The sequence below is a fragment of the Escherichia sp. MOD1-EC5990 genome (assembly GCF_002965285.1).
Classification (GTDB): Bacteria; Pseudomonadota; Gammaproteobacteria; order Enterobacterales; family Enterobacteriaceae; genus Escherichia; species Escherichia coli_F.
The window spans coordinates 91,738-117,198 of record NZ_PTRV01000006.1; the positions used below are offsets into that span (position 1 = coordinate 91,738).

The following is a 25,461-nucleotide window of genomic DNA, read 5'->3' on the forward strand; positions in this document are numbered from 1 at the left end:
CTGGCAAAAAAAACAGGTGCGCAGTTTAGCATAAACGCTCCGGCGCAGGCACGCCGGAGCAGTGGGCATTATTTGGGAAGCGCTGTTCCCCATTCACGCCACTCTTTCGGTTCACTTTCCTGCAACAGGAAGTGCTTGCCTTCCTGGGCTTTCGGTGCCAGCGGCGTACCCGGAGGCGTAGCGAAGGCGATGCCGCCACGGATAAACTGGTTAAAGGTGCCGGTTTTCACGACGCCGCCCGTCAGACCAAAGTCCAGACTGTAACCCGATGCCAACCAGAAGACGGAATTGTTACGCACCAGGTGTTGATAGCGTTTACTGATGCGCATCGCAATCATCACGCGATCTGACAATGTCCCCAGCGTCATTCCGGTAACCGTACCGACTTCCAGACCACGGAACAGCACAGGCGTACCGATGCCTAACGAACCGGCTTCCGGCGCTTCAACAATAATGCTTAAGCCATCCAGGTAACGCGAATCAGTTATGGTGGCCTCTTGTAATTCAAAGTCGCGGCGAGGATTGCCCCGGCCTGGTTCGACGTTGATATACGGCTGGAGGATAGTATCAAGATGCTCAACGCCAGCTGCCGAAATTTGCGGTGTGACCACTGAGAAGCGTGTACCACCGCGTGCAAAGGTCTGGACATATTCCGGATAGAGTACCGCCTTTGCCTGTACTTCATTGCGCGCGGTAATCAGATCCAGCGTCTGGATTTGCCCGATATCAATACCGAGATAGCGAATTGGCATCCCGACCGCCAGTTTTCCGGCATCGAAAGCGTGAAGCGTAATTTGCCCGCCAACCGCACGGGCCGCTGTTTCGGAAGCATACAGAATACGCTTGTCGCCTTTACGCTGACTGGCGCTGGCACCGCTGAGGTTATCGAAGCTAATAGCTCCCTTTAATGCTCTGGAGAGCGGGGATGCCTGTACAGTCAGACCACTACCATTTAGCTGAACTTTCGCCCCACCTTCTGCCCAGAACACGCTGTTGCTGGTCAGAAGGTTGCGATACTCCGGCTTAATATGCAGATCGATATCAAACGCGTTAGCTCGCGGACGCACAGTAATAACTTCACCAACTTCAAATTTACGGTACAGCACTACCGATCCTGCCTGCACATCCGGCAGCGTCTCTGCACTCAAACTCACGGTTGTGGTGGGTAAATCGCTAAGGCTGTTCTCCAGCGCTTTTTCCAGATTGGCATACAGTGGATAGCTGGCTTTCATCTCGCCTTTATCGCCTGGCAGAATACGTATCCCGCCGTTAATCCATTCTGAGGCGCTGGCACCGAGAAACTCAACGCCATCCAGCCCCACCTTCACGTCGACACGGCTGTTGACGACAAATTTGCTATCGCCTTTTACCAGTTCGCGATGCTGAGGCTCGATGGCGACGGTAAAGGTGACGCCTTTGCTGGTGAGTTTACGATCGATAACCTGGCCTACCTGCACGCCGTGAAGAATGAGCGGCTGACCAGCATCAATACCGTAACTTTCCGGCGCAGTCAGGGTCAGCGTCAGAACATCTGGCTCATGGAGCAGGGCTTTTTCGCCAGGAACAACAATAAACTCTTTACGTGGCTCACCGTCGCCCGGCACCAACTCGAAGGTTTTGCCGGTCAGCAAGGTACTGAGATTAGCATCGCTAAGGGATAATTTTGGATTACGTAATTCGATGCGGGTATTTTCCCGTAACAGCGTTACGACGCTGGGATCAACGGTCATTTCTCCGGTGACTTTACCGCCAGGATTTAAATCCAGTTTAGTCAGCTGTCCGACTTCCAGCCCCTGATACATTAACGGCGTAGAGTCGGCGGTTAATCCGGCCCCACTCGGCAGTTCCAGTTTTATTATTACGCCACGCTGGCTGTGGGCGAGATCTTCATACAGACCAAAGGTATCTTCCGCCTCGGCAGGTTTTGACTCTTCTGGCGAATCGAAGGCAATTGCACCGTTAACCAGTGCCGCCAGACTTTCCAGTTTCACTTTTGCGCCACTGATACTGACGTTGGCATCAACGCCGGAAACGTTCCAGAAACGGCTACCTTTTTTCACCAGATCGGTAAAACGTCGCTCGATCAGGACATCAATCACTACGCCTTGCTTATTGGGATTGATGGCATAGTCGTAGACTTTACCCACCGGGATCTTACGGAAATATACCAATGAACCACTGTTCAGTGAACCGAGATCGGGGGCTTGCAGGTGGATCATCAGATCGCCGTTATCCAGCCGATATTTCGGTTGGGTATCGAGTGCGACAAAGTGATCCTGCTCTTTACCTTTACCCGGCATCATGCCGATATAGTTACCCCCGACGAGGGCGTCCAGCCCGGAGACTCCTGCCAGCGAGGCTTTTGGCGTCACCAGCCAGAACTGTGTCTCCTCGCGCAGCGCATCTTTCATATCGGACTTGATGCTGACTTTGACTTCAATCTTACGAAGATCGTCGCTCAGGCTGATATCTTGCACTGTTCCGACCTCAACGCCCTGATAACGAACAGGTGTGCGGCCCGGGACGATACCGTCCGCCGACATAAAGTCGATGGTGACGGTATTACCCCGATCCTGATAACTGTCCCAAATCAGCCAACCGGCAATCATAAGCGCGATGAACGGCAGCAGCCAGAAAGGTGAGATACGGCGTTTATTTTTAATCTGCGCTTCAGTCGTCGAAGCGGGCGTTTCCTGACTCATGTGCATCCCAAAGTAAGCGGCTGTCCAGCCATTCCACAGCAAGAATAGTCAAAATTACCGCTGCGCCGAAATAAAACGCAGCCGGTCCCATAGTAAAAGCGAGGATCTGATCGCGATTAATCAGCGACATGGTTAAAGATATGACAAACAGGTCGAGCATCGACCAGCGACCGATCCAGGTCACCATCCGCAGTAACAGAATCCGTGTGCGTAAACCTTGCTGGCATTTAAAATGAATGCTCAACAGTAAAGTGAACATGACGATCACTTTGGTAAATGGCACCAGAATACTGGCGATAAACACGATTCCGGCGACCGCAATGTTGCTACTTGCCAGCGACATAATCCCGGAAAGAATCGTATCTTCCTGCCGGCCACCATTCAGATAAATGATAGAAATAGGTAACAGGTTGGCAGGTAACAACAACACGATTGATGCTAACAGCGCCGCCCAGCACTTTTGCAGACTATGACGGCGACGCAGGCGTAGCGGGATATGGCAACGCGGGCAGCGACCACGCTGATCGGGATAGCCGGTAAAATGGCATCCCAGGCAGACACGAAGTTTCTCGTCCCTACGCGTAGCGGGGCGCTGTGGATAAAATCGCGCCCACAGTTCCTCGACATTAAGATGTGACAACGTCACCGTGGTCAATATCACTAATGCAACAAAAGAGAACAGACCAATACCCGCCTGAATGTGCGCATAATCCTGCACCTTTATAGAAGCAACGCCAATACCGACCAGATAGATGTCCAGCATCACCCACTCTTTCAATCGCTCAAGCATCAGCAGTACCGGGCGTAGATTCATTCCCAGTCGGTTACCAAACCATAAATAAGCTATGGAGGTCACCAGAATAAGGGGGGCACCAATAACGCAAAAAAAGACCATCGCCCCCGTTATTGCATCGCCCTGTTTGGTCATTTGCCAGATGCCTTGCATGACATTGGCGTCAATACGAATACCTAACAGCCAGATATGCAACAGCGGTTCGCCCCAGGCAAACGGCATCAGCAACAGCATGGTGAATGCCATTGCTGCCAGGCGCGTTAGCGACCAGTCGCGCCCGTCACGAATTTTTGCCTGACAGCGCGGACAATAGGCACTTTGATGAGAGTTTATCTCGGGTAGGCTAAACAGCATGTCACATTGCGGGCAACGTTGGTAATCACCACGCGGCAGTTCCTCGCAAATTGCCCTCACTGTTATCTTTTTTGTCGGCGTAATTTGTGGTGTGTTAAGAGCCATGACGTGCCAAATGTAATAAGAATTAACATTAATCTTAACCCATGATGGGAATGATCTTGAGCATTAACGCATTTAATGCTTATTTTAATAGGCTGGCAGTTCCAGGTAAGACAACCAAGTGATTATATAATGAACAAAACAGAATTTTACGCGGATTTAAACCGTGACTTTAACGCGCTGATGGCAGGAGAAACCAGTTTTCTGGCAACGCTGGCAAACACCAGTGCGTTGTTATATGAGCGTCTCACTGACGTAAACTGGGCAGGTTTTTATTTACTTGAGGACGAGACGTTGGTTCTCGGACCGTTTCAGGGCAAAATTGCTTGTGTACGCATCCCCGTCGGGCGAGGTGTGTGTGGCACTGCAGTTGCCCGTAATGAAGTGCAGCGAATCGAGGATGTTCACGCTTTTGACGGACATATTGCCTGTGATGCAGCAAGTAATTCTGAAATTGTCCTACCGCTGGTGGTGAAAAATCAGATTATTGGTGTTCTCGATATCGACAGTACCGTCTTCGGTCGCTTTACAGACGAGGACGAGCAGGGCTTACGTCAGCTTGTGGCACAGCTTGAAAAGGTGCTTGCAATGACGGATTACAAAAAATTCTTTGCGAGCGTCGCAGGATAATCAACGGATAACGTAGCATTTACTGATGGCGTCATTATAATGACGCCTGTTCATGCCTGCGCTTGTTGGCTACGTCCGTTGTAATCAGGAAATTTCATGGAAAATCAACCTAAGTTGAATAGCAGTAAAGAAGTAATCGCGTTTCTGGCCGAACGTTTTCCCCACTGTTTCAGTGCGGAAGGTGAAGCGCGTCCGCTGAAAATCGGTATTTTTCAGGATTTGGTCGATCGTGTTGCCGGGGAAATGAACCTGAGCAAAACGCAATTGCGATCCGCTTTACGTCTCTATACCTCGAGCTGGCGTTACCTTTACGGTGTTAAACCCGGCGCAACGCGTGTCGATCTTGACGGCAACCCATGCGGTGAGCTGGACGAGCAACATGTAGAGCATGCTCGCAAGCAGCTTGAAGAAGCGAAAGCACGTGTTCAGGCACAGCGTGCTGAGCAGCAAGCGAAAAAACGCGAAGCTGCCGCAGCTGCTGGTGAGAAAGAAGACGCACCGCGCCGTGAACGCAAGCCACGTCCGACCACGCCACGCCGCAAAGAAGGCGCTGAGCGTAAACCACGTGCGCAAAAGCCGGTAGAGAAAGCGCCAAAAACAGCAAAAGCACCTCGCGAAGAACAGCACACCCCAGTTTCTGACATTTCAGCTCTGACTGTCGGACAAGCCCTGAAGGTGAAAGCGGGTCAAAACGCGATGGATGCCACCGTATTAGAAATCACCAAAGACGGCGTCCGCGTCCAACTGAATTCGGGTATGTCTTTGATTGTGCGCGCAGAACACCTGGTGTTCTGAAACGGAGGCCGGGCCAGGCATGAACATGTTTTTTAGGCTTACCGCGTTAGCTGGCCTGCTTGCAATAGCAGGCCAGACCTTCGCTGTAGAAGATATCACGCGTGCTGATCAAATTCCGGTGTTAAAGGAAGAGACGCAGCATGCGACGGTGAGTGAGCGCGTAACGTCGCGCTTCACCCGTTCTCATTATCGCCAGTTCGACCTCGATCAGGCATTTTCGGCTAAAATCTTTGACCGCTACCTGAATCTGCTCGATTACAGCCACAACGTGCTGCTGGCAAGCGATGTTGAACAGTTCGCAAAAAAGAAAACCGAGTTGGGTGATGAACTGCGTTCAGGCAAACTCGACGTTTTCTACGGTCTCTACAATCTGGCACAAAAGCGCCGTTTTGAACGTTACCAGTACGCTTTGTCGGTACTGGAAAAGCCGATGGATTTCACCGGCAACGACACTTATAACCTTGACCGCAGCAAAGCGCCCTGGCCGAAAAACGAGGCTGAGTTGAACGCGCTGTGGGACAGTAAAGTCAAATTCGACGAGTTAAGTCTTAAGCTGACAGGAAAAACGGATAAAGAAATTCGTGAAACCCTGACTCGCCGCTATAAATTTGCTATTCGTCGTCTGGCGCAAACCAACAGCGAAGATGTTTTCTCGCTGGCAATGACGGCGTTTGCACGTGAAATCGACCCGCATACCAACTATCTTTCCCCGCGTAATACCGAACAGTTCAACACTGAAATGAGTTTGTCGCTGGAAGGTATTGGCGCAGTGCTGCAAATGGATGATGACTACACCGTTATCAATTCGATGGTGGCAGGTGGCCCGGCAGCGAAGAGTAAAGCTATCAGCGTTGGTGACAAAATTGTCGGTGTTGGTCAAACAGGCAAGCCGATGGTTGACGTGATTGGCTGGCGTCTTGATGACGTGGTTGCCTTAATTAAAGGGCCGAAGGGCAGTAAAGTTCGTCTGGAAATTTTACCTGCTGGTAAAGGGACCAAGACCCGTACTGTAACGTTGACCCGTGAACGTATTCGCCTCGAAGACCGCGCGGTTAAAATGTCGGTGAAGACCGTCGGTAAAGAGAAAGTTGGCGTGCTGGATATTCCTGGCTTCTATGTGGGTTTGACAGATGATGTCAAAGTACAACTGCAGAAACTGGAAAAACAGAATGTCAGCAGTGTGATCATCGACCTGCGTAGCAATGGCGGTGGGGCGTTGACCGAGGCAGTATCGCTTTCAGGCCTGTTTATTCCTGCAGGTCCGATTGTTCAGGTTCGTGATAACAACGGTAAAGTTCGTGAAGACAGCGATACCGACGGTCAGGTCTTCTATAAAGGCCCGCTGGTGGTGCTGGTTGACCGCTTTAGTGCTTCGGCTTCAGAAATCTTTGCTGCGGCAATGCAGGATTACGGTCGTGCGCTGGTTGTGGGTGAACCGACATTTGGTAAAGGCACTGTCCAGCAGTACCGTTCATTGAACCGTATTTACGATCAGATGTTACGTCCTGAATGGCCAGCTTTGGGTTCTGTTCAATACACGATCCAGAAATTCTATCGCGTTAACGGCGGCAGTACGCAACGTAAGGGCGTAACGCCAGACATCATCATGCCGACAGGTAATGAAGAAACGGAAACGGGAGAGAAATTTGAAGATAACGCGCTGCCGTGGGATAGCATTGATGCTGCAACCTATGTGAAATCAGGCGATTTAACGGCCTTTGAACCGGAGTTGCTGAAGGCGCATAATGCGCGTATCGCGAAAGATCCTGAGTTCCAGAACATCATGAAGGATATCGCGCGCTTCAACGCCATGAAGGACAAGCGCAATATCGTTTCTCTAAATTACGCGGTGCGTGAGAAAGAGAATAATGAAGATGATGCGACGCGTCTGGCGCGTTTGAACGAACGCTTTAAACGCGAAGGTAAACCGGAGTTGAAGAAGCTGGATGATCTACCGAAAGATTACCAGGAACCGGATCCTTATCTGGATGAGACGGTGAATATCGCACTCGATTTGGCGAAGCTTGAAAAAGCCAGACCCGCGGAACAACCCGCTCCCGTCAAGTAACATCAATCAGGCACAAGAAATTGTGCCTGATTTTTTAACAGCGGCAAGATGCCGTAAATCAGATGCTACAAAATGTAAAGTTGTGTCTTTCTGGTGACTTACGCACTATCCAGACTTGAAAATAGTCGCGTAACCCATACGATGTGGGTATCGCATATTGCGTTTTGTTAAACTGAGGTAAAAAGAAAATTATGATGCGAATCGCGCTCTTCCTGCTAACGAACCTGGCCGTAATGGTCGTTTTCGGGCTGGTACTGAGCCTGACAGGGATACAGTCGAGCAGCGTTCAGGGGCTGATGATCATGGCCTTGCTGTTCGGTTTTGGTGGTTCCTTCGTTTCGCTTCTGATGTCCAAATGGATGGCATTACGATCTGTTGGCGGGGAAGTGATCGAGCAACCGCGTAACGAAAGGGAACGTTGGCTGGTCAATACTGTAGCAACCCAGGCTCGTCAGGCGGGGATCGCTATGCCGCAAGTGGCTATCTACCATGCGCCGGACATCAACGCTTTTGCAACCGGTGCGCGCCGTGATGCCTCTCTGGTTGCTGTCAGCACCGGTTTGCTGCAGAACATGAGCCCGGATGAAGCTGAGGCGGTAATTGCTCACGAAATCAGTCACATCGCCAATGGTGATATGGTCACCATGACGCTGATTCAGGGCGTGGTGAACACCTTCGTTATCTTTATTTCCCGTATTCTGGCGCAGTTGGCTGCTGGCTTCATGGGCGGTAACCGTGACGAAGGTGAAGAGAGCAACGGCAACCCACTGATCTACTTTGCGGTTGCAACGGTTCTGGAACTGGTGTTTGGTATTCTGGCGAGCATTATCACCATGTGGTTCTCGCGTCACCGTGAATTCCACGCCGATGCGGGTTCAGCAAAACTGGTTGGTCGTGAGAAAATGATTGCCGCGCTGCAACGCCTGAAAACCAGCTATGAACCACAAGAAGCAACCAGCATGATGGCTTTCTGTATTAACGGGAAGTCGAAATCGCTCAGTGAGTTGTTCATGACTCACCCGCCGCTGGATAAACGTATTGAAGCTCTGCGTACGGGTGAATACCTGAAGTAATATGAAGTAAATACTAAAAAGCGCGTCCTGATCGACGCGCTTTTTTTATGCCCTGGATCGTGGCTGGGTAATACGTAAGCCACTGACACAGGCAGCAATCACTGCCAGAATAGCCGCAGCCATCAGCGAGACGTGTGTACCATTATCACCAAACTGATTTAGCATCAGCGCCACCAGCGCCGCGCCACTACTCTGACCCAATAGACGAGCCGTCCCTAACATGCCACTGGCCCCACCGCTACGTTCGCGCGGAGCGGAGGTAATAATGGTGTGGTTATTGGGTGACTGGAATAAGCCAAATCCAGCGCCACATAAGATCATCGGCCAGATAATATTGATATCCGCAGGTGACGCGGGCAGCAGAACCAGGGAAAAAAGCCCAGCAGCCATGATGAGCAACCCTAAAGCACCCAGCAATCCTGCATGTACGCGTTCAATCAAATAGCCTGCCAGCGGAGCCATCACCATTGTTGCTAACGGCCACGGTGTCAGAAGTAAACCTGTTTCGACTTCACTACGCCCGAGCACGTTTTGCAGGTAAAAGGGCAGGGAAACCATTGCCAGCATTTGTGCGCAGAAAGAGCAAACAGATGTGCAAATAGAAAGTGAAAACAGCGGGATACGCAGTAAATCCACCGGTAGCAGCGGTACGGGAAGAGAAAGCTGGCGGCGAATAAAGAAAATACCAACGACAACCATTACCACCAGTTCCGCGCCAATCAACGTCAGCGATTGCCCCTGAGCGAAACCACTCAATGCAGTAATAAGCAGGCCGAAGGTTAACGCGTTCATCACGGCGCTGGGCAGGTCGAAACGGGGTTTACTGGCACGAGAGCCATTGGGTGGCAGAAAACGCATGGCCAGAAGCAGGGCGATAATACCCAACGGTACGTTGATTAAAAATAACCATTTCCAGGATGCGATGGAGAGGATTGCTGCAGCAATTGTCGGCCCGGCAGCAGAAGAGACGGCAACAATAAACGAGTTTATGCCCATCCCTCTACCCAGAAAACGTTGTGGATAGATCAGGCGGATAAGTGCGGTATTAACGCTCATCAACGCTGCACCGCCGAAACCTTGTATGACACGCGCAAGGGTGAGCATTTGTAGCGAATCAGAAAGGGCACAGAACAGTGAAGACAACAGAAAAACGACCAGACCGCATTTATAAATACGTCGATAGCCAAACATATCGCCCAGAAACGAAAACGAGAGCAGGGAGATGACAATGGCGATTTGATAGGCGTTCACTACCCAGATGGAACTGGCCGGTGTGGCATGAAGGTCTGTGGCGATTGTTGGCAAGGCGACGTTGGCGATTGCGCCGTCAAGCACAGCCATCGAAATACCAATCACAATGGTTAATATCGCACCGTATCGCTGGGGCAACGGCAGGCCGTCGGCCTGAACTTTTGGCATAGGAATTTTATATCTTTGGTGAATAATCAACAGGGGTAAGATTCTAGCACTGATATTCACGGTGGATGTCGCAGAATTGTAACTAACCGGCAAAAGATGGATTGCGACCACCCAGGTGCGAAATTATAATAAAAAACAGTTCTGATTTTTATAAAACACTCGCAACGAGGTGATAAATGGCTAACGCAGATCTGGATAAACAGCCTGATTCTGTATCTTCCGTGCTGAAAGTTTTTGGCATTTTGCAGGCGCTGGGTGAAGAGCGCGAAATAGGGATAACCGAGCTGTCGCAGCGCGTCATGATGTCAAAAAGCACCGTTTATCGCTTTTTACAGACCATGAAAACCCTGGGTTATGTGGCGCAGGAAGGGGAGTCGGAGAAATATTCGCTGACCTTGAAATTGTTTGAACTGGGCGCTCGCGCGTTACAAAACGTCGATTTAATTCGTAGCGCAGATATCCAGATGCGTGAGATCTCCCGCCTGACGAAAGAAACTATCCACCTCGGCGCACTGGACGAAGACAGTATTGTTTACATCCACAAAATTGACTCTATGTACAATTTGCGCATGTATTCACGGATTGGTCGTCGTAATCCGCTGTACAGCACCGCGATTGGTAAGGTACTGCTGGCATGGCGCGATCGCGATGAAGTGAAGCAAATTCTCGAGGGCGTGGAGTATAAACGCAGTACCGAACGGACCATCACCAGTACAGAAGCGTTATTACCCGTTCTGGACCAGGTGCGCGAGCAGGGGTATGGCGAAGATAACGAAGAGCAGGAAGAAGGACTGCGTTGCATTGCGGTTCCGGTATTTGATCGCTTTGGCGTGGTCATTGCCGGTCTGAGCATCTCCTTCCCGACGTTGCGTTTCTCTGAAGAGCGTTTACAGGAATATGTCGCAATGTTGCATACCGCGGCGCGCAAAATTTCTGCCCAAATGGGTTATCACGACTATCCGTTCTGATGAGAGTAAGAACCTGTCTGAATATCAAACAGACAGGTTCTTTATTTAGCATGAGAAAAATAAAGTTGAAGGTGGCGTTATATTAAACGCACTTGCGATAAGAATATTTTACTTATGAGTGAGAATCTGGTTATTTATTACCCTTAACCATTATCGACCACAATATTGCTTTTACGTAACAACGGGCAATCTGTTATCCCCAGAAAACCACTTTTAGTGTGCAGGTATTGTACCGTGCTGGTGCCTCTGGCGGTCAGATAGGTACATTGCAAACCTAATCCCGCGGCATTCTCTTTGCTTCCAATCAAAACGCCATATCCGCTGAGTAATAATCCTATCCATACCAGTGCTATCAGCATAACTGTGCGAATGATGAATCGCATTACAACCTCTTCTCTTTTTATGTTCGCTTAATCGTAGCGGCAATATGCGCTGAAGCAAGCGACTCATTCTGAAAAAGCACGAATATCGACATAGTTAGGCGCTGTTTAACTAACACATGCTAGTTTAATGACATAAGGTAGGTGAAACGGAGATTGGAGTGAAAAAGTTTCGATGGGTCGTTCTGGTTGTCGTGGTGTTGGCTTGCTTGCTGCTTTGGGCGCAGGTATTCAACATGATGTGCGATCAGGATGTACAATTTTTCAGCGGAATTTGTGCCATTAACCAGTTTATCCCGTGGTGATATCATTTTTTCAGCACTAGATTTTCTTCCTCTCCAGCAGTGGTAGAATAGCGCCTCTACTCAGAGGTGGTGAAATGAACGAAGTTGTAAATTCAGGCGTGATGAACATTGCGTCTTTGGTTGTATCGGTGGTGGTTCTTCTTATCGGGCTCATCTTGTGGTTTTTTATCAATCGTGCCAGTTCACGAACTAACGAACAGATTGAACTGCTTGAGGCGTTGCTGGATCAGCAAAAACGTCAAAATGCACTGTTACGTCGTTTGTGCGAAGCAAACGAACCTGAGAAAGCAGATAAAAAGACCGTTGAGAGTCAAAAATCGGTTGAAGACGAAGATATTATTCGTCTGGTCGCCGAACGGTAATCCTTCCTCAATCTTGAGTAACCCCGTCGTTGAAGGGTTACTCAATTCATCCTGATTATACGCACTGTCATGGTGCAACTGCTTCAATTTAAAACTCTGGTCTGACTTCAAATAATTATCATATTATTTATTTGCGTAACGGGATATCAGAAAAAGATATTTAGCCCATTAATTTATTAGGATGTTTACATCGGATTTGTGATTAAGCGTGTTATTATTTATTAGCGAAACGTTTCTCTCTTGATTTTTTTGCGCATTCATCAATTTTTCTTATTTTAAATTTACAATACCTTTGGGGATTGACTTCTCTTTGGGGTGATTGATAGCCGTTAACTGACTGTTTTATGAGAAAAAGTGATATAACTTTTTATTCATTGCATAGCAGAAAATGTGATATTGCACGCACTATGTAATAACTTCTCCCATTGGCCTGGAACAACTGAACTTATTGAACTATGTTAGAAAATACGTCAGTTTAAGTATCTGCCTGAACTGGCAAGGTTAAGCACAATGATATATCGGCGCGTATTCCGTTGCATAAGTGTGCAAAAAAAGTGGAAGACGTATCGAGATTTGTGCGTCTGATCGAGACATGTTTAAAAATGGCTTGCCATAATTAACGTTGTATGTGATAACAGATTTCGGGTTAAACGAGGTACAGTTCTGTTTATGTGTGGCATTTTCAGTAAAGAAGTCCTGAGTAAACACGTTGACGTTGAATACCGCTTCTCTGCCGAGCCTTATATTGGTGCCTCATGCAGTAATGTGTCAGTTTTATCTATGTTATGCCTGCGGGCGAAGAAAACAATCTAAGGAATTTTTCAAATGGCAAAGATTAAAGGTCAGGTTAAGTGGTTCAACGAGTCTAAAGGTTTTGGCTTCATTACTCCGGCTGATGGCAGCAAAGACGTGTTCGTACACTTCTCCGCTATCCAGGGTAATGGCTTCAAAACTCTGGCTGAAGGTCAGAACGTTGAGTTCGAAATTCAGGACGGTCAGAAAGGTCCGGCAGCTGTTAACGTAACAGCTATCTGATCGAATCCACTGATCTGAAGTGTGAAGACACTTCAATCTCGCTATAAAGCCTCGTCGAATGCGAGGCTTTTTACTTTGTTTTATCTTCGCTCCTGGCGTTCGGATATTTGCCCGCCGCGTGATTCGCGTTACACTTGCGGCCTTTAGTATCCTGCCGGAGTTGTCATGTCGTTTTCCTGTCCACTTTGCCATCAGCCTCTTTCGCGTGAAAAAAACAGCTATATCTGTCCCCAGCGACATCAGTTTGATATGGCGAAAGAAGGGTATGTCAATCTGCTGCCCGTTCAGCATAAACGGTCTCGTGATCCGGGCGACAGCGCGGAAATGATGCAAGCACGCCGCGCATTCTTAGATGCCGGACATTATCAGCCGCTGCGTGATGCAATTGTCGCCCAACTGCGGGAACGGCTTGATGAAAAGGCCACGGCGGTGCTGGATATTGGCTGTGGTGAAGGGTATTACACACACGCATTTGCCGATGCGCTGCCCGAAATCACCACGTTTGGCCTGGATGTCTCGAAGGTAGCGATAAAAGCGGCGGCGAAACGCTATCCGCAGGTCACTTTTTGTGTTGCTTCCAGCCACCGTTTGCCGTTTTCCGATACCAGTATGGACGCCATAATACGTATTTACGCGCCGTGTAAAGCAGAAGAATTAGCGCGAGTAGTGAAGCCCGGCGGTTGGGTCATTACTGCCACGCCGGGACCGCGACATTTGATGGAGCTGAAGGGGCTGATTTACAATGAAGTACATCTTCACGCACCTCATGCAGAACAACTGGAAGGTTTTACATTACAGCAGAGTGATGAGTTGTGTTATCCGATGCGTCTTCGCGGTGACGAAGCCGTCGCGTTATTGCAGATGACGCCGTTTGCCTGGCGTGCGAAGCCAGAAGTCTGGCAAACGCTGGCAGCAAAAGAAGTGTTCGACTGCCAGACGGACTTTAATATTCACCTCTGGCAGCGTTCTTATTAACCGTGGAAGTGCGTCCAGAGGATCTGGACGCCGATGCCGATCAGTACCAGCCCACCGAGAATTTCCGCTTTCTTCCCAATAATTGAGCCGATAAAGCGACCAACCATCATCCCTAATGTCGACATAATCAAGGTTGCACAACCAATGGCCAATGCGGTCGCGATAATGTTGACCTGCAGGAAGGCGAGACCAACACCTACAGCCATCGCATCCAGGCTGGTGGCAATCGCGGTGGTTACCAGTAGCCAGAAACCGTGTCGACGGCGCGGTTCTTCATCTTCATCATCTGCGCCACGAAAACCCTCAATAATCATTCGCCCGCCGAGGAATATCAGCAGCACAAACGCAATCCAGTGGTTCCATTCAAGGACAAACCGGCTGGCTAACATGCCCATTCCCCAGCCGATCAGCGGCGTCAGGGTTTCGACGGCACCAAAAATAAGGCCAGTTCGCAAAGCTTCAGAAAATTTCGGTTTATGGAGGGTGGCACCTTTACCGATTGATGCAGCAAATGCATCCATCGACATACCAAACGCAAGAAGAACAGTAGCAGTGATATTCATGACAACGTCCTGACCGGGGTATCCATAAAACACATCATCGCCCCCAGCAAACATGCATACATGAACAACAAACTGCGATGATTTTCGCGTTCATGCAGGCATAGCGATTGATGTGCATATGGTCTCGCCTGACTGAAAGTGTTCAGTCCGTACGTGCCACGTTTTGCAACGAGTATGTTGACACGTACATTTCCGGAATCTGGAAATCGGCTACTCCCCAAATGAGGGCGCAACATTAACATATTTTTAGAATATAAAACAACTGTTGGGATATATTATTTCAGCAGTTAATTGATAACGATTGTCATTTAGATTTATATATCAATGAAACGTTAAAATAAATAACAAATAAGGGAAGGGGTAATATAGCCTAAGCTATGTCTGATTATTAAAAATACACTAAACATAGCTTTGGCTAAATTGATAACTTATTGAGTTGAAACGAGAAGCTTATAAATTTTTTCCAGATCGTCGATATTTCGAACGCGAATTAACAGCCGGCGCTGTTCTAATTGCATCACCAACACGCCATCTTCCGACAAGTTCATCGCTTTGATTCGGCTATATTCAATCCAGACATTGGCGAAGAAAAAACCTTTTTGTTTAAAGATGATCTTCGGAACGCGGATCCAGAATATATAAAACCCCATTAGAGCCAGTGCACTTAATAACCATGTCGTTATTTGCGCGCCATGATTCGTGACGTTGTTATAGATAAGAATGACAATCAGTCCTACGAAGATAACGCTGTCGATGCGGCCACGTCGGAGCAAAGGAATTGCCAGCAGGGTGGGGCCGTTGCGGCGGGGCATGATGAACTGATCGTAGATCGCGAAGGTCAGGAGTGCGGCGATAAAAAGAATCAGTACCAGGTCCGTGATTGTCATTAATCCTCCAGATAAAAAAACGGGGCCAAAAGGCCCCGGTAGTGTACAACAGTCTTACAGTCCCAGCAGGCCGCAAGCGTAACCAGCGATACCGATGACGAAGAAGCCAACGATGATCCACAGCGGGTTAACTTTTTTGCGCAGCAGCCACATACAAGCAAAGGTCAGCAGCAGTGGTACCAGGCCCGGCATTAACTGGTCAAGAATAGTCTGGACAGTGGTAACGTGTTCTTTGCCCGTCTGGTCAGTAATGCGAGAGACAACCAGCGGGATGTTGACATGTGTCCACTTGTTAACCAATGCCCCCATGACAAACAGGCCGAGAATAGACGCCCCTTCCGTCAGTTTTTGCAGGAAGCCGCCACCCATATCTTTAACGATATCGATACCTTTGGAGTAACCATACGCTACGCCGTAGTAACGGGTTGCCAGACGCACCAGGTTAAACAGGATGAAGAACAGCAGCGGACCTAACAGGCTGCCGCTCATCGCGATACCGGCACCCAGCGCTGCAAATACCGGACGTACCGTTCCCCAGAAGATCGGGTCGCCCACACCAGCCAGCGGTCCCATCAAACCAACTTTGATACCGTTGATAGCACCGTCGTCGATCTCTGCGCCATTAGCACGCTGCTCTTCCAGCGCCAGGGTTACGCCGAGAATCGGCGCAGCCACGAACGGCTGGGTATTAAAGAACTCCAGGTGACGGCGAATAGCTTGTTTACGAGCTTCGTTGTTCTCAGGGTAGAGGCGACGAATTGCCGGTACCATAGAGAAGCAGAAGCCCAGTGCCTGCATACGTTCGAAGTTCCATGAACCCTGGAAGAGGTTAGAACGCAGGAAGACGCCACGAATATCACTTTGAGTGAGTTTTTTCTCGGTGGTAGTTTGAGTTGTATCAACCATTTCGCTCACCTGTTAGTCCAGTTCGTTATCGAGATCGTTGTTACCAGCTGCCTGAGCAGGCGCACCGGCTACGCGGTTGTATTTCGGGCTAAGTTGGATGTAGAGCACTGCCATAACAGTACCAATCACACCCAGAGCAACCAGGTTAAAGTTGGTGAATGCTGCGGTTACGAAGCCGAGGTAGAAGAACGGCATCAGGTAGCCAGCACGCATCATGTTGATAACCATCGCATAACCAACCACCACGATCATGCCACCGGCGATATTCAGACCATTGGTTACCACTTCCGGAATCGCATTCAGCATGTTCTGTACTTCGCTGGTACCAACAGACAGCGCAACGATGACGGCTGGAATAGCCACACGCATTGCTTGCAGGAACAGAGAAGAAACGTGGATCCAGGAAATCGCTGTCAGGTTGCCGTTATCTGCAGCCTTATCCGCAGCGTGCTGGAAAGCAACGGTAATAGTACGAACGATGATGGTCAGTACCTGACCTGCAGCAGCCAGAGGGATTGCCAGTGCGATACCCGCACCAATGCTCTGATGACCTGCGATAACCAGAATAGTAGAAATGATGGAAGCCAGAGCGGCGTCAGGCGCAACTGCAGCACCGATGTTCATCCAGCCCAGCGCGATCATTTCCAGCGTACCACCGATAATAATACCGGTTTTCATATCGCCAAGAACGATACCCACCAGGGTACACGCGATTAGCGGACGGTGAAACTGAAATTCATCGAGGATTGATCCCATACCTGCGATACAGGCTACGATAAATACCAGCACAATTTGAAGAGTGGTAATCTCCATTGTACTTCTCCTGTTTACGTAAGACTTAAGTGTGAAAACTGAGTGATAATCAACACAATACGTTACTTATCGATTTTGCTGATCAGATCCATCATTTTCAGTTTCGGATCGGTGGAAACCTTACGGACTTCCAGCTCAATACCGCGCGCATTCAGTTTCTTGAACGCCTCGATATCTTTTTCATCAACCGAAACCGCGTTATTCACCTGGGTTTTACCCTGACGGAATGCCATACCACCAACGTTAACAGAGGTGATTTTCACGCCGCCTTCAACGAGACGCTCTACATCTGTAGGGTTGGTAAATAACAGCATTACGCGTTCGCCAGCATATTTCGGGTTGTTGTAGACGCGAATCATTTTGGCAACATCAACTACGTGTGCTGTTACGCCCGGAGGTGCAACCTGGGTGAGCAGTGTCTTACGAACGGTATCCGCAGCCACTTCATCACTAACAACAATAATACGGGAGACATTGGTTTCTTTGGTCCAACGGGTGGCGACCTGACCGTGAATCAGACGGTCGTCGATACGCGCAAGGCCAATAACCATGTAGTCGTTTGGTCCCATTGGTTTTGCCGGAGTTGGAGCCGCTTTTGGTGCTGCGGCAACGGGTGCTGGCGCGGCTTTTTCAACCGGTTTGGCTTTCAGTGCTTTCACGCCTTCACGGCCTGTTTCTACTGCCAGCGCCACCAGTTCATCAAAGCTTGGGTCATCATCACGGGCCATTAACGTTTCCACGAGCATTGGAATGTTAACGCCTGCAATGACTTCATAATGCTCTTTGTCGACGACAATGCGGCTGGCAGCATTGAACGGGCTGCCTCCCCATGTATCAACGAGAAACAGCACGCCTTTAGTGGTGTCGAGTTTTGCCAACTGAGCGTTGTACTTTTCAATCAGCGTTTCGGCATTTTCACCTGGAACGAAATCGATCCAGCCGACGTTTTCCTGCTCGCCTAACAGCATTTCTGCCGTTTTAAGCAACTGCTCTGCAGCCCAACCATGTGTGCCTATAACAATAGCAATGGTCACTTGCTACCTCCTTTATTATCGTTAACACCTCAACGTGCCAGATGTATTTTTGAATCGTCGTCCACAATCGAATCGATTCAGATAAGGGCTACAACCAAAAACCCCTGCGTTTCGCGATTTATTTTAGATATCGAAAAAATTATTTTATGTGATGAAGATCCGTAATTTAACTTTCGATTAGCAGAAATTTCGAAAGGTAAAATATCCTTGTCACATTCGTTTGCAAAGGAAGGTAAATCTTTGCCAAATCAGATGTGTCTCTGATATGTTTAACTCCCGTTTAACAACCATGGAGTATAGGGCAGTAGCCCGCAGTATGGATCGTCACCGACGTCATTTCAGCATCAGGCCTTTTAACGCCTGCCTTTCTGGCACTCTATGCCGCACCTTTCGTTTGCATTTTGTCGTTACGCCTGCATTATTTCTGGCGTCGAATAGCTATTCCTTAAGCAGGAGCTTGTCATGGAATTCTTAATGGACCCCTCAATTTGGGCGGGGCTACTCACGCTTGTTGTTCTCGAAATTGTGCTGGGTATCGATAACCTGGTCTTCATCGCCATTCTTGCTGACAAACTGCCGCCAAAACAACGCGATAAAGCGCGTTTGCTGGGGTTATCACTGGCGCTGATTATGCGTCTGGGGCTGCTGTCGCTGATTTCATGGATGGTCACGCTGACCAAACCGCTATTTACCGTCATGGATTTCTCCTTCTCCGGACGCGACCTGATTATGTTGTTCGGGGGGATATTCTTGCTGTTCAAAGCAACAACCGAACTGCATGAACGGCTGGAAAACCGCGATCATGATTCCGGCCACGGTAAAGGCTACGCCAGTTTCTGGGTGGTCGTCACACAGATTGTCATCCTTGACGCCGTCTTCTCGTTGGATGCGGTAATTACTGCAGTAGGGATGGTTAACCATCTGCCGGTGATGATGGCGGCGGTAGTGATTGCGATGGCGGTTATGTTGCTGGCATCCAAACCGCTGACGCGATTCGTTAACCAGCACCCCACGGTGGTGGTGCTCTGTCTGAGCTTCCTGTTAATGATTGGTCTGAGTCTGGTGGCAGAAGGTTTCGGTTTCCACATTCCGAAAGGTTACCTGTATGCCGCGATTGGCTTCTCGATCATCATCGAAGTGTTTAACCAGATTGCGCGTCGCAACTTTATTCGCCACCAGTCGACTTTGCCGCTGCGAGCGCGTACTGCCGATGCCATCCTGCGTTTGATGGGCGGGAAACGTCAGGCCAATGTTCAGCACGATGCCGATAACCCGATGCCGATGCCGATCCCGGAAGGTGCATTTGCCGAAGAAGAACGTTACATGATTAACGGCGTACTGACGCTGGCGTCGCGTTCTCTGCGCGGGATCATGACGCCGCGCGGTGAAATAAGCTGGGTTGACGCTAATCTCGGGGTCGATGAAATCCGCGAGCAACTGCTCTCTTCACCGCACAGTCTGTTCCCGGTATGTCGCGGTGAACTGGATGAAATCATCGGTATTGTACGTGCTAAAGAACTGCTGGTGGCGCTGGAAGAGGGCGTTGATGTGGCGGCGATTGCTTCGGCGTCTCCGGCGATTATCGTCCCGGAAACCCTCGATCCGATCAACCTGTTGGGCGTGCTGCGTCGTGCTCGCGGGAGCTTTGTTATCGTGACCAACGAGTTTGGTGTGGTACAAGGTCTGGTCACGCCGCTGGATGTGCTGGAAGCCATTGCGGGTGAATTCCCGGACGCTGACGAAACGCCGGAAATCATTACCGATGGTGACGGCTGGCTGGTAAAAGGCGGTACAGATTTGCATGCCTTGCAGCAGGCGCTTGATGTTGAGCACCTTGCCGATGACGATGATATCGCGACGGTCGCGGGCCTCGTGATCTCGGCAAATGGTCACATTCCCCGTGTGGGCGATGTGATTGATGTAGGGCCACTGCATATCACCATCATTGAAGCCAATGATTATCGTGTTGATCTGGTTCGCATTGTTAAAGAGCAACCGGCGCACGATGAAGATGAGTAAGCGTTAACGTAACGGCATAACGGGCGTGATATGTCCATTATGCCGGGCGGGCGGCGGTTGGCTGCCCGCCAGCCATTTGGGAAAATCACGTAGCGGCATCGGCTGTGCGTACAAATACCCTTGCAAAATATGCACGCCATGACGGCGCAAATACTTCGCCTGTTCTTGTGTTTCCACACCCTCCGCCACCAGTTCAATATTCAGTCTTTGCCCCAGTGCGATGATGATATCGGTCACCGTCGAGTTAACCGCGTCAGAACCTATAGCTGCGGTAAATGACTTATCAATTTTCAGCACGTCAGGACGTAATGTTTCAAGCCAGGAAAATGAACTGTTGCCGGTGCCGAAGTCATCAATCGCCAGTTTGACGTTTTTACGATGTAGCTCGCGGGCAATCCGATAATCAACATCCAGTAAGGCATCGCGTTCGGTGATTTCGAGGATCAGTTGCTGAATCGGGTGAGCGCTAAACCAGTACTGATTGAGATCTTTTATCAGCACACCACGGCGAAAATGGCTGGGTGCGACGTTAATGCCAACATGAAACTGACTACTCATTGGGAAAACATGCCGCTGACGGATGGTTTCTGCCATCACATAGCGGGTCAGTGGCACAATTAAATGATGTTCTTCCGCGATAGGAATAAACACATCCGGTGAAATCCAGCCCTGACGTGGATTGTTCCAGCGTAGCAAAATCTCTACACCAATACATTGCTGGCTGCGCGCATTAAGCAAAGGCTGGCAGAACAATTCGAACTCATGTTGCGCCAGGCCCAGATTGATTTCACGGGAAAAACTCATCCGGTAAGCGGTCGCCAGCCAGGCGATATAGCCCACAAGTAAACTTAGCAGCACCGCCAGCGGTAATTGTGTTGGAAGATAGTGCCATGCCAGCGCCGTAGCCCCCGGACCATTAACGTTAATGGTAAAAGGAAAGCGTTGCGAAGAAACATGATAGTTTTCATTGTCTTCAGGTTGCGGAAGGGAATCTACCAGCCCATTACCATAGAGCAAATGCCGATCGTCCACCGTCAGGCTGGCGCTACTGATTTGCGGCAGTTGTGGCTCAAGCAGCATTGCCGCCAGTAAGTCGATGTTGATCATCTCCATGACCCCAGCATTGCTACTGCCCGCTGCAGGCGTCCATTGAATCAAAACCGGACTGCCTTTAATCAGGGCATGGTCGGTCGTCAGTCGTAAAAGTGGTTGCGGTGCAGGAAGTTCAGCCAGAATGTCCACGACGGGCACATTGCGATAACCAAAAATGCTGGAGCAATAAAGTGTGCCGTCTTGCACCAGGCCAATGGATCGCACAGTTTGGAGTTTTGCCGCCTGTTTACGTAATGGCAAATGGGCGACAGAGCAGGGCAGACCAATTAGCGGAAGTAAGACTTCGCTACCTGCCTGTAGGGGAAGCAGTACTTTATCTAATTCCTCTACAGCGTGATTGGCGAATTGTACTACCCGTTGTTGATTTAAGTTACGCTGTGAAATAAATCGCACGCTCAGGGTCGAAGCGAGCGTAACGAGTGCGCAAATCGTACAAACAATCATTCGATTACGGCGATAGGTTTTAATGATCCGTTGTGCTTTTTGCATGCGGGCCACCCTGTAAGCGTATGGCGACAAACGCCTGACGCAACAGTGGAAGTGTAGTGGGGAAAATTACAGCAGACGAGAAAGCAGGGATAAATTCGCCCATCCGTTGCAGATGGGCGAGGATAAAGTATTAGTCACACTGGACTTTAATTGCCAGACCACCACGAGACGTTTCGCGGTACTTGGCGTTCATGTCTTTACCGGTTTCGTACATCGTTTCGATGACTTTATCCAGCGAGACGCGCGGCGCACTGGTGCGACGCAGGGCCATCCGCGCGGCGTTAATCGCCTTGACTGACGCAATGGCGTTACGTTCAATGCACGGCACCTGAACTTGCCCTGCAACAGGGTCACAGGTCAGACCGAGGTTGTGCTCCATGCCAATTTCCGCTGCCACACAAACCTGTTCCGGGCTACCGCCCAACAGCTCGGCAAGGCCCGCAGCAGCCATTGAACAGGCAACACCCACTTCGCCCTGGCAACCGACTTCCGCACCGGAAATAGAGGCGTTCATTTTATACAGTGCACCAATCGCGCCCGCAGCCATAAAGTAACGGGTATAGATGTCCGGGCTAACCGATTCAATAAAGTGGTCATAATAAGCCAGCACTGCCGGAACAATGCCACAAGCACCGTTGGTTGGCGCAGTTACCACACGACCACCGGCGGCGTTTTCTTCGTTAACTGCCAGCGCAAACATGTTTACCCAGTCAATGACATTCATCGGATCGTTAGACAGTTTATCGCTGGAAACCAGCATCCGGCGCAGGGCCGACGCACGACGCGGCACGCGCAGCGGGCCTGGCAGTACGCCTTCGGTGTTCATCCCGCGATCGATACATGCCTGCATGGTTTGCCAGACATGCGCGAAATACTCGTCGATCTCTTTCTTGCTGTGCAGCGCCAGTTCGTTCTGCATAGCGAGACCAGACAGCGAATAGCCGGTTTCATTACAGTACGCGAGCAGTTCGGTGGCAGATTTGAACGGATACGGCACGCTCACTTCGTTGGCGGCATCCTGACCAAAGTGTTCTTCATCGACGATAAAACCGCCGCCGATGGAATAATAAGTTTTGCTGTAGACGACTTCATCGCCGTTATAGGCGTGGATTTGCATACCGTTTTCATGCAGCGGCAGGTTGCCGTTATGAAAACGCATCCCGTTGTCGCGCGGGAAATCCACTTCATGCCGTCCCTGTGCCAGCAGCAGACGTTCGCGCTCTTCTACGTCGCGAATAAAACCGGGAATACTGTCGATATCCACGGTGGCAGGTTCGTTACCTGCAAGACCCATAATAATGGCGATATCGGTGTGGTGGCCTTTACCCGTCAGCGACAGTGAACCATAAACGTCCACGGCAACGCGAGTAACGCTATCCAGTAAGCCTTTTTCGACCAGATCATCGACGAACTGTTTACCCGCCTTCATAGGCCCTACGGTATGGGAAGATGAGGGACCAATCCCCACCTTAAACATGTCGAATAGACTAATCACGATAATACTCCTGACAAGGTGACTGGACTTCCAGTAACGAACGAATAACAGCGCATAGTGTAAGAGGGAACGCGGCGACTGGCTTAACTATTCACATGAATTAAACTAATCAAAAACCGCGATTTAACTAATATTGCGATGATTGTCTCAAGTAGTGTTTTGTAGATGTAAAGATAAGTATAGTCAGGGTTTCACACCAATTTGCAGCGCCAGCTCACGAATTATGCCTGCGGTCATTCCCCATACAAAATACTGTTCATACCAGGACAGCCATACCCGATGTGAATCGCCACGGCGGTAGATATCTAAAGGGTGATAACGACCCAGATGTAATGCCTGGGCGAGCGGCATTTCAAACACAGCGGAGACTTCATCTTCACTGGCGCGATACGGTAGATCGGGCGGGATAATGCCGACCACCGGGGTTACCTGGTAGCCAGTTACGCTATCGACGGGCGGCAGCACGCCGATAACTTCAACGGCGGAAGGCGGTATAGCGACCTCTTCTTCAGCTTCGCGCAGCGCGGCGGCGATAACTGACGCGTCCGTGTCATCGACTGCACCTCCAGGGAATGCCACTTGTCCGGCGTGTTTACGCAGATGAATCGAACGCTGAGTCAGCAACAACCCCGGTTGCGGTCGACGGACGATGGGGATTAACACGGCAGCCTGACGATGATTTAGGGTTTCCCGGTTAATTTGCGGGCGCAAAAGTTGAAAACGCGATAAAAAATCATCAAGCGTCAGGCTACGGTATTCCACGTCTTACTTCTCCAGTTGGCGTAATATCTTATTAACTTTATCAAAAGTTTCCTGATATTCCGCTTCTTCCTGGCTATCGGCGACAATTCCACCGCCCGCAGAGCAGTATATTTGTCCGTTAATGGCAGTCAGCGTGCGGATAGTAATGCTGGTATCCATGTTGCCGCAAAAGCTCAAATAGCCAATGCTGCCGCACCAGGCATTGCGTCGCTGCGGTTCCAGTTCGTCGATAATTTCCATAGCCCGTACTTTCGGTGCTCCAGTTATTGAGCCACCAGGAAAAGCTGCGCGCAGCAGATCGCTGGTGTGTAACTGTTCTGGTAGTTGCGCCGTTATGGTGCTGACCAGATGATGCACGGCAGGGAAGGGTTCCACCACGAACAGCTCTGGTACTTTTACCGAACCTGCTAGGGCAACACGACCGATATCATTACGCATTAAATCGACAATCATCAGATTTTCGGCACGATCTTTCGCTGAGTTCGCCAGTTTTTCTGCTTGTTTGCTATCTTCCTGAGGATCGGGCAGGCGTGGTAGCGTGCCTTTAATCGGGCGGGTCTGGATTTCACTATTATCACAAAGAATAAACCGCTCTGGCGAAAGGCTTAAAATCGCGCCCTGTTCAAGACGTAAAAAAGCGCTAAATGGCGCGCGGTTGGCCTGATTAAGCTGAAGGAATGCCTGCCATTCATCGCCAGAATAGGTCGCATGGAAACGCTGGGCGAGATTCACCTGATAGCAATCACCGCTGTGCAGATATTCCTGTACCCGGCGAAATTTTTCGCCGTACAGCTCACGGGTCATATTGGATTGCCAGTCGGAAGTGAGCGTGAAATCTTCCTGCGGCGAGAATTGCTGGCTTTCCAGCCAGGCCCGACGGGCATTGACATCATTATGACTCAGCAAAGAAACTGTTTGACGCTGGTGGTCGACAATGAGTGCCCAGTCGTAGATACCCACAGCCATATCCGGCAGAACGATATCTTGCTGCGCAATTTCTGGCAGTGACTCAAAACGGCGGCCCAGATCGTAGCCAAACAACCCCAGCGCGCCGCCCTGAAATGGCAAATCTTCGTTATGCGCTGGGCGAATGTCTGCGCGATCCAGCACCTGCTGGAGCACCTGTAGCGGGTCATCAGTGGTCGTTGTGCGTTTTTCGCTTTCACTAACAACGGTTTCTTTACCGAAAGTGGTTAAAGTGCAAATCGGCTCGGCGACCACAATATCAAAGCGACTATGCGGATGATCGGCATAACCGGAGTGCAAAAGCATCGCCCACGGCTGGTGGCTTAAGCGGGAGAAATAAAATTCAGCGGCGTCCTGACGCCAGGGTAAAGTAATCACAGCGGGAGATAACGTCTTCATCAGTCCTGACTCTACTGGCTATGTGCTGGGTAGCATGAAATAATTAGCGCCAAC

The 25,461-nt window shown here is 49.9% G+C and carries 25 protein-coding genes; 12 read left to right on the top strand and 13 right to left on the bottom strand.

Features of this window, described 5'->3' with window-relative positions:
* Positions 1–68: 68 nt before the first annotated feature.
* Positions 69–2,702, bottom strand: a complete 2,634-nt coding sequence (yebT, locus tag BEB42_RS09165; protein ID WP_105267301.1) for a lipid-binding membrane homeostasis protein YebT — start codon at positions 2,700–2,702, stop codon at positions 69–71.
* Positions 2,671–3,954: a membrane integrity lipid transport subunit YebS gene (gene yebS / locus BEB42_RS09170; protein ID WP_105267302.1), complete on the bottom strand. Its 1,284-nt coding sequence runs from the start codon at positions 3,952–3,954 to the stop codon at positions 2,671–2,673. The genes yebT and yebS overlap by 32 nt, the downstream gene beginning before the upstream one ends.
* Positions 3,955–4,083: 129 nt before the next feature.
* Here yebS and msrC point away from each other — a divergent pair, with 129 nt between their 5' ends.
* From msrC to htpX, 4 genes are all read left to right on the top strand, one after another.
* The gene (gene msrC / locus BEB42_RS09175; RefSeq protein WP_001043890.1) at positions 4,084–4,581 is read left to right on the top strand and encodes an L-methionine (R)-S-oxide reductase; all 498 of its coding nucleotides are present in this window, start codon (positions 4,084–4,086) and stop codon (positions 4,579–4,581) included.
* 96 nt (positions 4,582–4,677) lie between these two features.
* The gene (gene proQ, locus BEB42_RS09180; RefSeq protein ID WP_000431368.1) at positions 4,678–5,376 is read left to right on the top strand and encodes an RNA chaperone ProQ; all 699 of its coding nucleotides are present in this window, start codon (positions 4,678–4,680) and stop codon (positions 5,374–5,376) included.
* Between the two features lie 19 nt (positions 5,377–5,395).
* Positions 5,396–7,444 (top strand): carboxy terminal-processing peptidase, encoded by a 2,049-nt coding sequence (prc, locus tag BEB42_RS09185; protein ID WP_105267303.1) that lies wholly within the window; start codon positions 5,396–5,398, stop codon positions 7,442–7,444.
* A 191-nt stretch (positions 7,445–7,635) separates the two neighbouring features.
* On the top strand, positions 7,636–8,517 hold the full coding sequence (gene htpX, locus BEB42_RS09190; RefSeq protein ID WP_000984517.1) for a protease HtpX: 882 nt from the start codon (positions 7,636–7,638) through the stop codon (positions 8,515–8,517).
* Positions 8,518–8,562: 45 nt separating this feature from the next.
* On the opposite strand, the gene BEB42_RS09195 is transcribed toward htpX, so the two are convergent.
* Positions 8,563–9,936, bottom strand: a complete 1,374-nt coding sequence (locus BEB42_RS09195) for an MFS transporter (RefSeq protein WP_105267304.1) — start codon at positions 9,934–9,936, stop codon at positions 8,563–8,565.
* Between the two features lie 176 nt (positions 9,937–10,112).
* Between BEB42_RS09195 and kdgR the strand changes: the two genes are divergently transcribed.
* Complete coding sequence (gene kdgR, locus BEB42_RS09200; protein WP_001262182.1) at positions 10,113–10,904, top strand: DNA-binding transcriptional regulator KdgR; 792 nt, start codon at positions 10,113–10,115, stop codon at positions 10,902–10,904.
* A gap of 143 nt (positions 10,905–11,047) precedes the next feature.
* Here kdgR and BEB42_RS09205 read toward each other — a convergent pair whose 3' ends face one another.
* Positions 11,048–11,287 carry a YobH family protein gene (locus BEB42_RS09205; RefSeq protein WP_001211011.1) on the bottom strand — a complete coding sequence of 80 codons (240 nt, stop codon included), beginning with the start codon at positions 11,285–11,287 and terminating at the stop codon, positions 11,048–11,050.
* 158 nt (positions 11,288–11,445) lie between these two features.
* On the opposite strand from BEB42_RS09205, the gene mgrB reads away from it, so the two are divergent.
* The 5 genes from mgrB (at position 11,446) to rlmA (ending at position 13,961) form a co-directional block, all read left to right on the top strand.
* Positions 11,446–11,589: a PhoP/PhoQ regulator MgrB gene (mgrB, locus tag BEB42_RS09210; protein WP_000714550.1), complete on the top strand. Its 144-nt coding sequence runs from the start codon at positions 11,446–11,448 to the stop codon at positions 11,587–11,589.
* A 74-nt stretch (positions 11,590–11,663) separates the two neighbouring features.
* Complete coding sequence (locus tag BEB42_RS09215; protein ID WP_001006866.1) at positions 11,664–11,951, top strand: YebO family protein; 288 nt, start codon at positions 11,664–11,666, stop codon at positions 11,949–11,951.
* A 669-nt stretch (positions 11,952–12,620) separates the two neighbouring features.
* The gene (locus BEB42_RS09225; protein WP_001295496.1) at positions 12,621–12,764 is read left to right on the top strand and encodes a DUF2627 domain-containing protein; all 144 of its coding nucleotides are present in this window, start codon (positions 12,621–12,623) and stop codon (positions 12,762–12,764) included.
* 12 nt (positions 12,765–12,776) lie between these two features.
* On the top strand, positions 12,777–12,986 hold the full coding sequence (cspE, locus tag BEB42_RS09230; RefSeq protein WP_001062678.1) for a transcription antiterminator/RNA stability regulator CspE: 210 nt from the start codon (positions 12,777–12,779) through the stop codon (positions 12,984–12,986).
* A gap of 165 nt (positions 12,987–13,151) precedes the next feature.
* On the top strand, positions 13,152–13,961 hold the full coding sequence (gene rlmA / locus BEB42_RS09235) for a 23S rRNA (guanine(745)-N(1))-methyltransferase (protein ID WP_000010122.1): 810 nt from the start codon (positions 13,152–13,154) through the stop codon (positions 13,959–13,961).
* On the opposite strand, the gene mntP is transcribed toward rlmA, so the two are convergent.
* The 5 genes from mntP to manX form a co-directional block, all read right to left on the bottom strand.
* On the bottom strand, positions 13,958–14,524 hold the full coding sequence (gene mntP / locus BEB42_RS09240) for a manganese efflux pump MntP (protein ID WP_001296134.1): 567 nt from the start codon (positions 14,522–14,524) through the stop codon (positions 13,958–13,960). The two genes, rlmA and mntP, sit on opposite strands and share 4 nt — an antisense overlap.
* Positions 14,525–14,952: 428 nt before the next feature.
* On the bottom strand, positions 14,953–15,411 hold the full coding sequence (locus BEB42_RS09250; protein WP_000156290.1) for a DUF986 family protein: 459 nt from the start codon (positions 15,409–15,411) through the stop codon (positions 14,953–14,955).
* Positions 15,412–15,465: 54 nt separating this feature from the next.
* Positions 15,466–16,317 (bottom strand): PTS mannose transporter subunit IID, encoded by an 852-nt coding sequence (gene manZ / locus BEB42_RS09255; protein ID WP_000228655.1) that lies wholly within the window; start codon positions 16,315–16,317, stop codon positions 15,466–15,468.
* Positions 16,318–16,329: 12 nt separating this feature from the next.
* Positions 16,330–17,130, bottom strand: a complete 801-nt coding sequence (gene manY, locus BEB42_RS09260) for a PTS mannose transporter subunit IIC (protein WP_000406926.1) — start codon at positions 17,128–17,130, stop codon at positions 16,330–16,332.
* 62 nt (positions 17,131–17,192) lie between these two features.
* Complete coding sequence (manX, locus tag BEB42_RS09265; RefSeq protein ID WP_000150550.1) at positions 17,193–18,164, bottom strand: PTS mannose transporter subunit IIAB; 972 nt, start codon at positions 18,162–18,164, stop codon at positions 17,193–17,195.
* Positions 18,165–18,480: 316 nt separating this feature from the next.
* On the opposite strand from manX, the gene BEB42_RS27000 reads away from it, so the two are divergent.
* Both BEB42_RS27000 and yoaE read left to right on the top strand, forming a co-directional pair.
* Positions 18,481–18,639 (top strand): protein YoaL, encoded by a 159-nt coding sequence (locus BEB42_RS27000; protein WP_001327808.1) that lies wholly within the window; start codon positions 18,481–18,483, stop codon positions 18,637–18,639.
* A complete protein-coding gene (gene yoaE, locus BEB42_RS09280) occupies positions 18,627–20,183 on the top strand; it encodes a CNNM family cation transport protein YoaE (protein WP_000394983.1) in 1,557 nt (518 codons plus the stop codon). The genes BEB42_RS27000 and yoaE overlap by 13 nt, the downstream gene beginning before the upstream one ends.
* 3 nt (positions 20,184–20,186) lie before the next feature.
* Here the strand turns inward: yoaE and BEB42_RS09285 are convergent, their stop codons facing one another.
* The 4 genes from BEB42_RS09285 to pabB all read right to left on the bottom strand — a co-directional run bounded on the left by BEB42_RS09285 (position 20,187) and on the right by pabB (position 25,407).
* Positions 20,187–21,785, bottom strand: coding sequence for an EAL domain-containing protein (locus BEB42_RS09285; RefSeq protein ID WP_001353154.1), 1,599 nt, complete (start codon positions 21,783–21,785; stop codon positions 20,187–20,189).
* Positions 21,786–21,915: 130 nt separating this feature from the next.
* Positions 21,916–23,280, bottom strand: coding sequence for an L-serine ammonia-lyase (gene sdaA, locus BEB42_RS09290; protein ID WP_000624298.1), 1,365 nt, complete (start codon positions 23,278–23,280; stop codon positions 21,916–21,918).
* A gap of 183 nt (positions 23,281–23,463) precedes the next feature.
* On the bottom strand, positions 23,464–24,042 hold the full coding sequence (locus BEB42_RS09295) for a CoA pyrophosphatase (RefSeq protein ID WP_000456725.1): 579 nt from the start codon (positions 24,040–24,042) through the stop codon (positions 23,464–23,466).
* A gap of 3 nt (positions 24,043–24,045) precedes the next feature.
* Positions 24,046–25,407 carry an aminodeoxychorismate synthase component 1 gene (gene pabB / locus BEB42_RS09300; RefSeq protein ID WP_105267306.1) on the bottom strand — a complete coding sequence of 454 codons (1,362 nt, stop codon included), beginning with the start codon at positions 25,405–25,407 and terminating at the stop codon, positions 24,046–24,048.
* Between the last annotated feature and the right edge of the window lie 54 nt (positions 25,408–25,461).

Bases quoted from the DNA above. Each gene is read 5' to 3' on its own strand.
- yebT (WP_105267301.1), bottom strand. From the start codon at position 2,702: ATGAGTCAGGAAACGCCCGCTTCGACGACTGAAGCGCAGATTAAAAAT.
- yebS (WP_105267302.1), bottom strand. From the start codon at position 3,954: ATGGCTCTTAACACACCACAAATTACGCCGACAAAAAAGATAACAGTG.
- msrC (WP_001043890.1), top strand. From the start codon at position 4,084: ATGAACAAAACAGAATTTTACGCGGATTTAAACCGTGACTTTAACGCG.
- proQ (WP_000431368.1), top strand. From the start codon at position 4,678: ATGGAAAATCAACCTAAGTTGAATAGCAGTAAAGAAGTAATCGCGTTT.
- prc (WP_105267303.1), top strand. From the start codon at position 5,396: ATGAACATGTTTTTTAGGCTTACCGCGTTAGCTGGCCTGCTTGCAATA.
- htpX (WP_000984517.1), top strand. From the start codon at position 7,636: ATGATGCGAATCGCGCTCTTCCTGCTAACGAACCTGGCCGTAATGGTC.
- BEB42_RS09195 (WP_105267304.1), bottom strand. From the start codon at position 9,936: ATGCCAAAAGTTCAGGCCGACGGCCTGCCGTTGCCCCAGCGATACGGT.
- kdgR (WP_001262182.1), top strand. From the start codon at position 10,113: ATGGCTAACGCAGATCTGGATAAACAGCCTGATTCTGTATCTTCCGTG.
- BEB42_RS09205 (WP_001211011.1), bottom strand. From the start codon at position 11,287: ATGCGATTCATCATTCGCACAGTTATGCTGATAGCACTGGTATGGATA.
- BEB42_RS09215 (WP_001006866.1), top strand. From the start codon at position 11,664: ATGAACGAAGTTGTAAATTCAGGCGTGATGAACATTGCGTCTTTGGTT.
- BEB42_RS09225 (WP_001295496.1), top strand. From the start codon at position 12,621: ATGTGTGGCATTTTCAGTAAAGAAGTCCTGAGTAAACACGTTGACGTT.
- cspE (WP_001062678.1), top strand. From the start codon at position 12,777: ATGGCAAAGATTAAAGGTCAGGTTAAGTGGTTCAACGAGTCTAAAGGT.
- rlmA (WP_000010122.1), top strand. From the start codon at position 13,152: ATGTCGTTTTCCTGTCCACTTTGCCATCAGCCTCTTTCGCGTGAAAAA.
- mntP (WP_001296134.1), bottom strand. From the start codon at position 14,524: ATGAATATCACTGCTACTGTTCTTCTTGCGTTTGGTATGTCGATGGAT.
- BEB42_RS09250 (WP_000156290.1), bottom strand. From the start codon at position 15,411: ATGACAATCACGGACCTGGTACTGATTCTTTTTATCGCCGCACTCCTG.
- manZ (WP_000228655.1), bottom strand. From the start codon at position 16,317: ATGGTTGATACAACTCAAACTACCACCGAGAAAAAACTCACTCAAAGT.
- manY (WP_000406926.1), bottom strand. From the start codon at position 17,130: ATGGAGATTACCACTCTTCAAATTGTGCTGGTATTTATCGTAGCCTGT.
- BEB42_RS27000 (WP_001327808.1), top strand. From the start codon at position 18,481: ATGGATCGTCACCGACGTCATTTCAGCATCAGGCCTTTTAACGCCTGC.
- yoaE (WP_000394983.1), top strand. From the start codon at position 18,627: ATGGAATTCTTAATGGACCCCTCAATTTGGGCGGGGCTACTCACGCTT.
- BEB42_RS09285 (WP_001353154.1), bottom strand. From the start codon at position 21,785: ATGCAAAAAGCACAACGGATCATTAAAACCTATCGCCGTAATCGAATG.
- pabB (WP_105267306.1), bottom strand. From the start codon at position 25,407: ATGAAGACGTTATCTCCCGCTGTGATTACTTTACCCTGGCGTCAGGAC.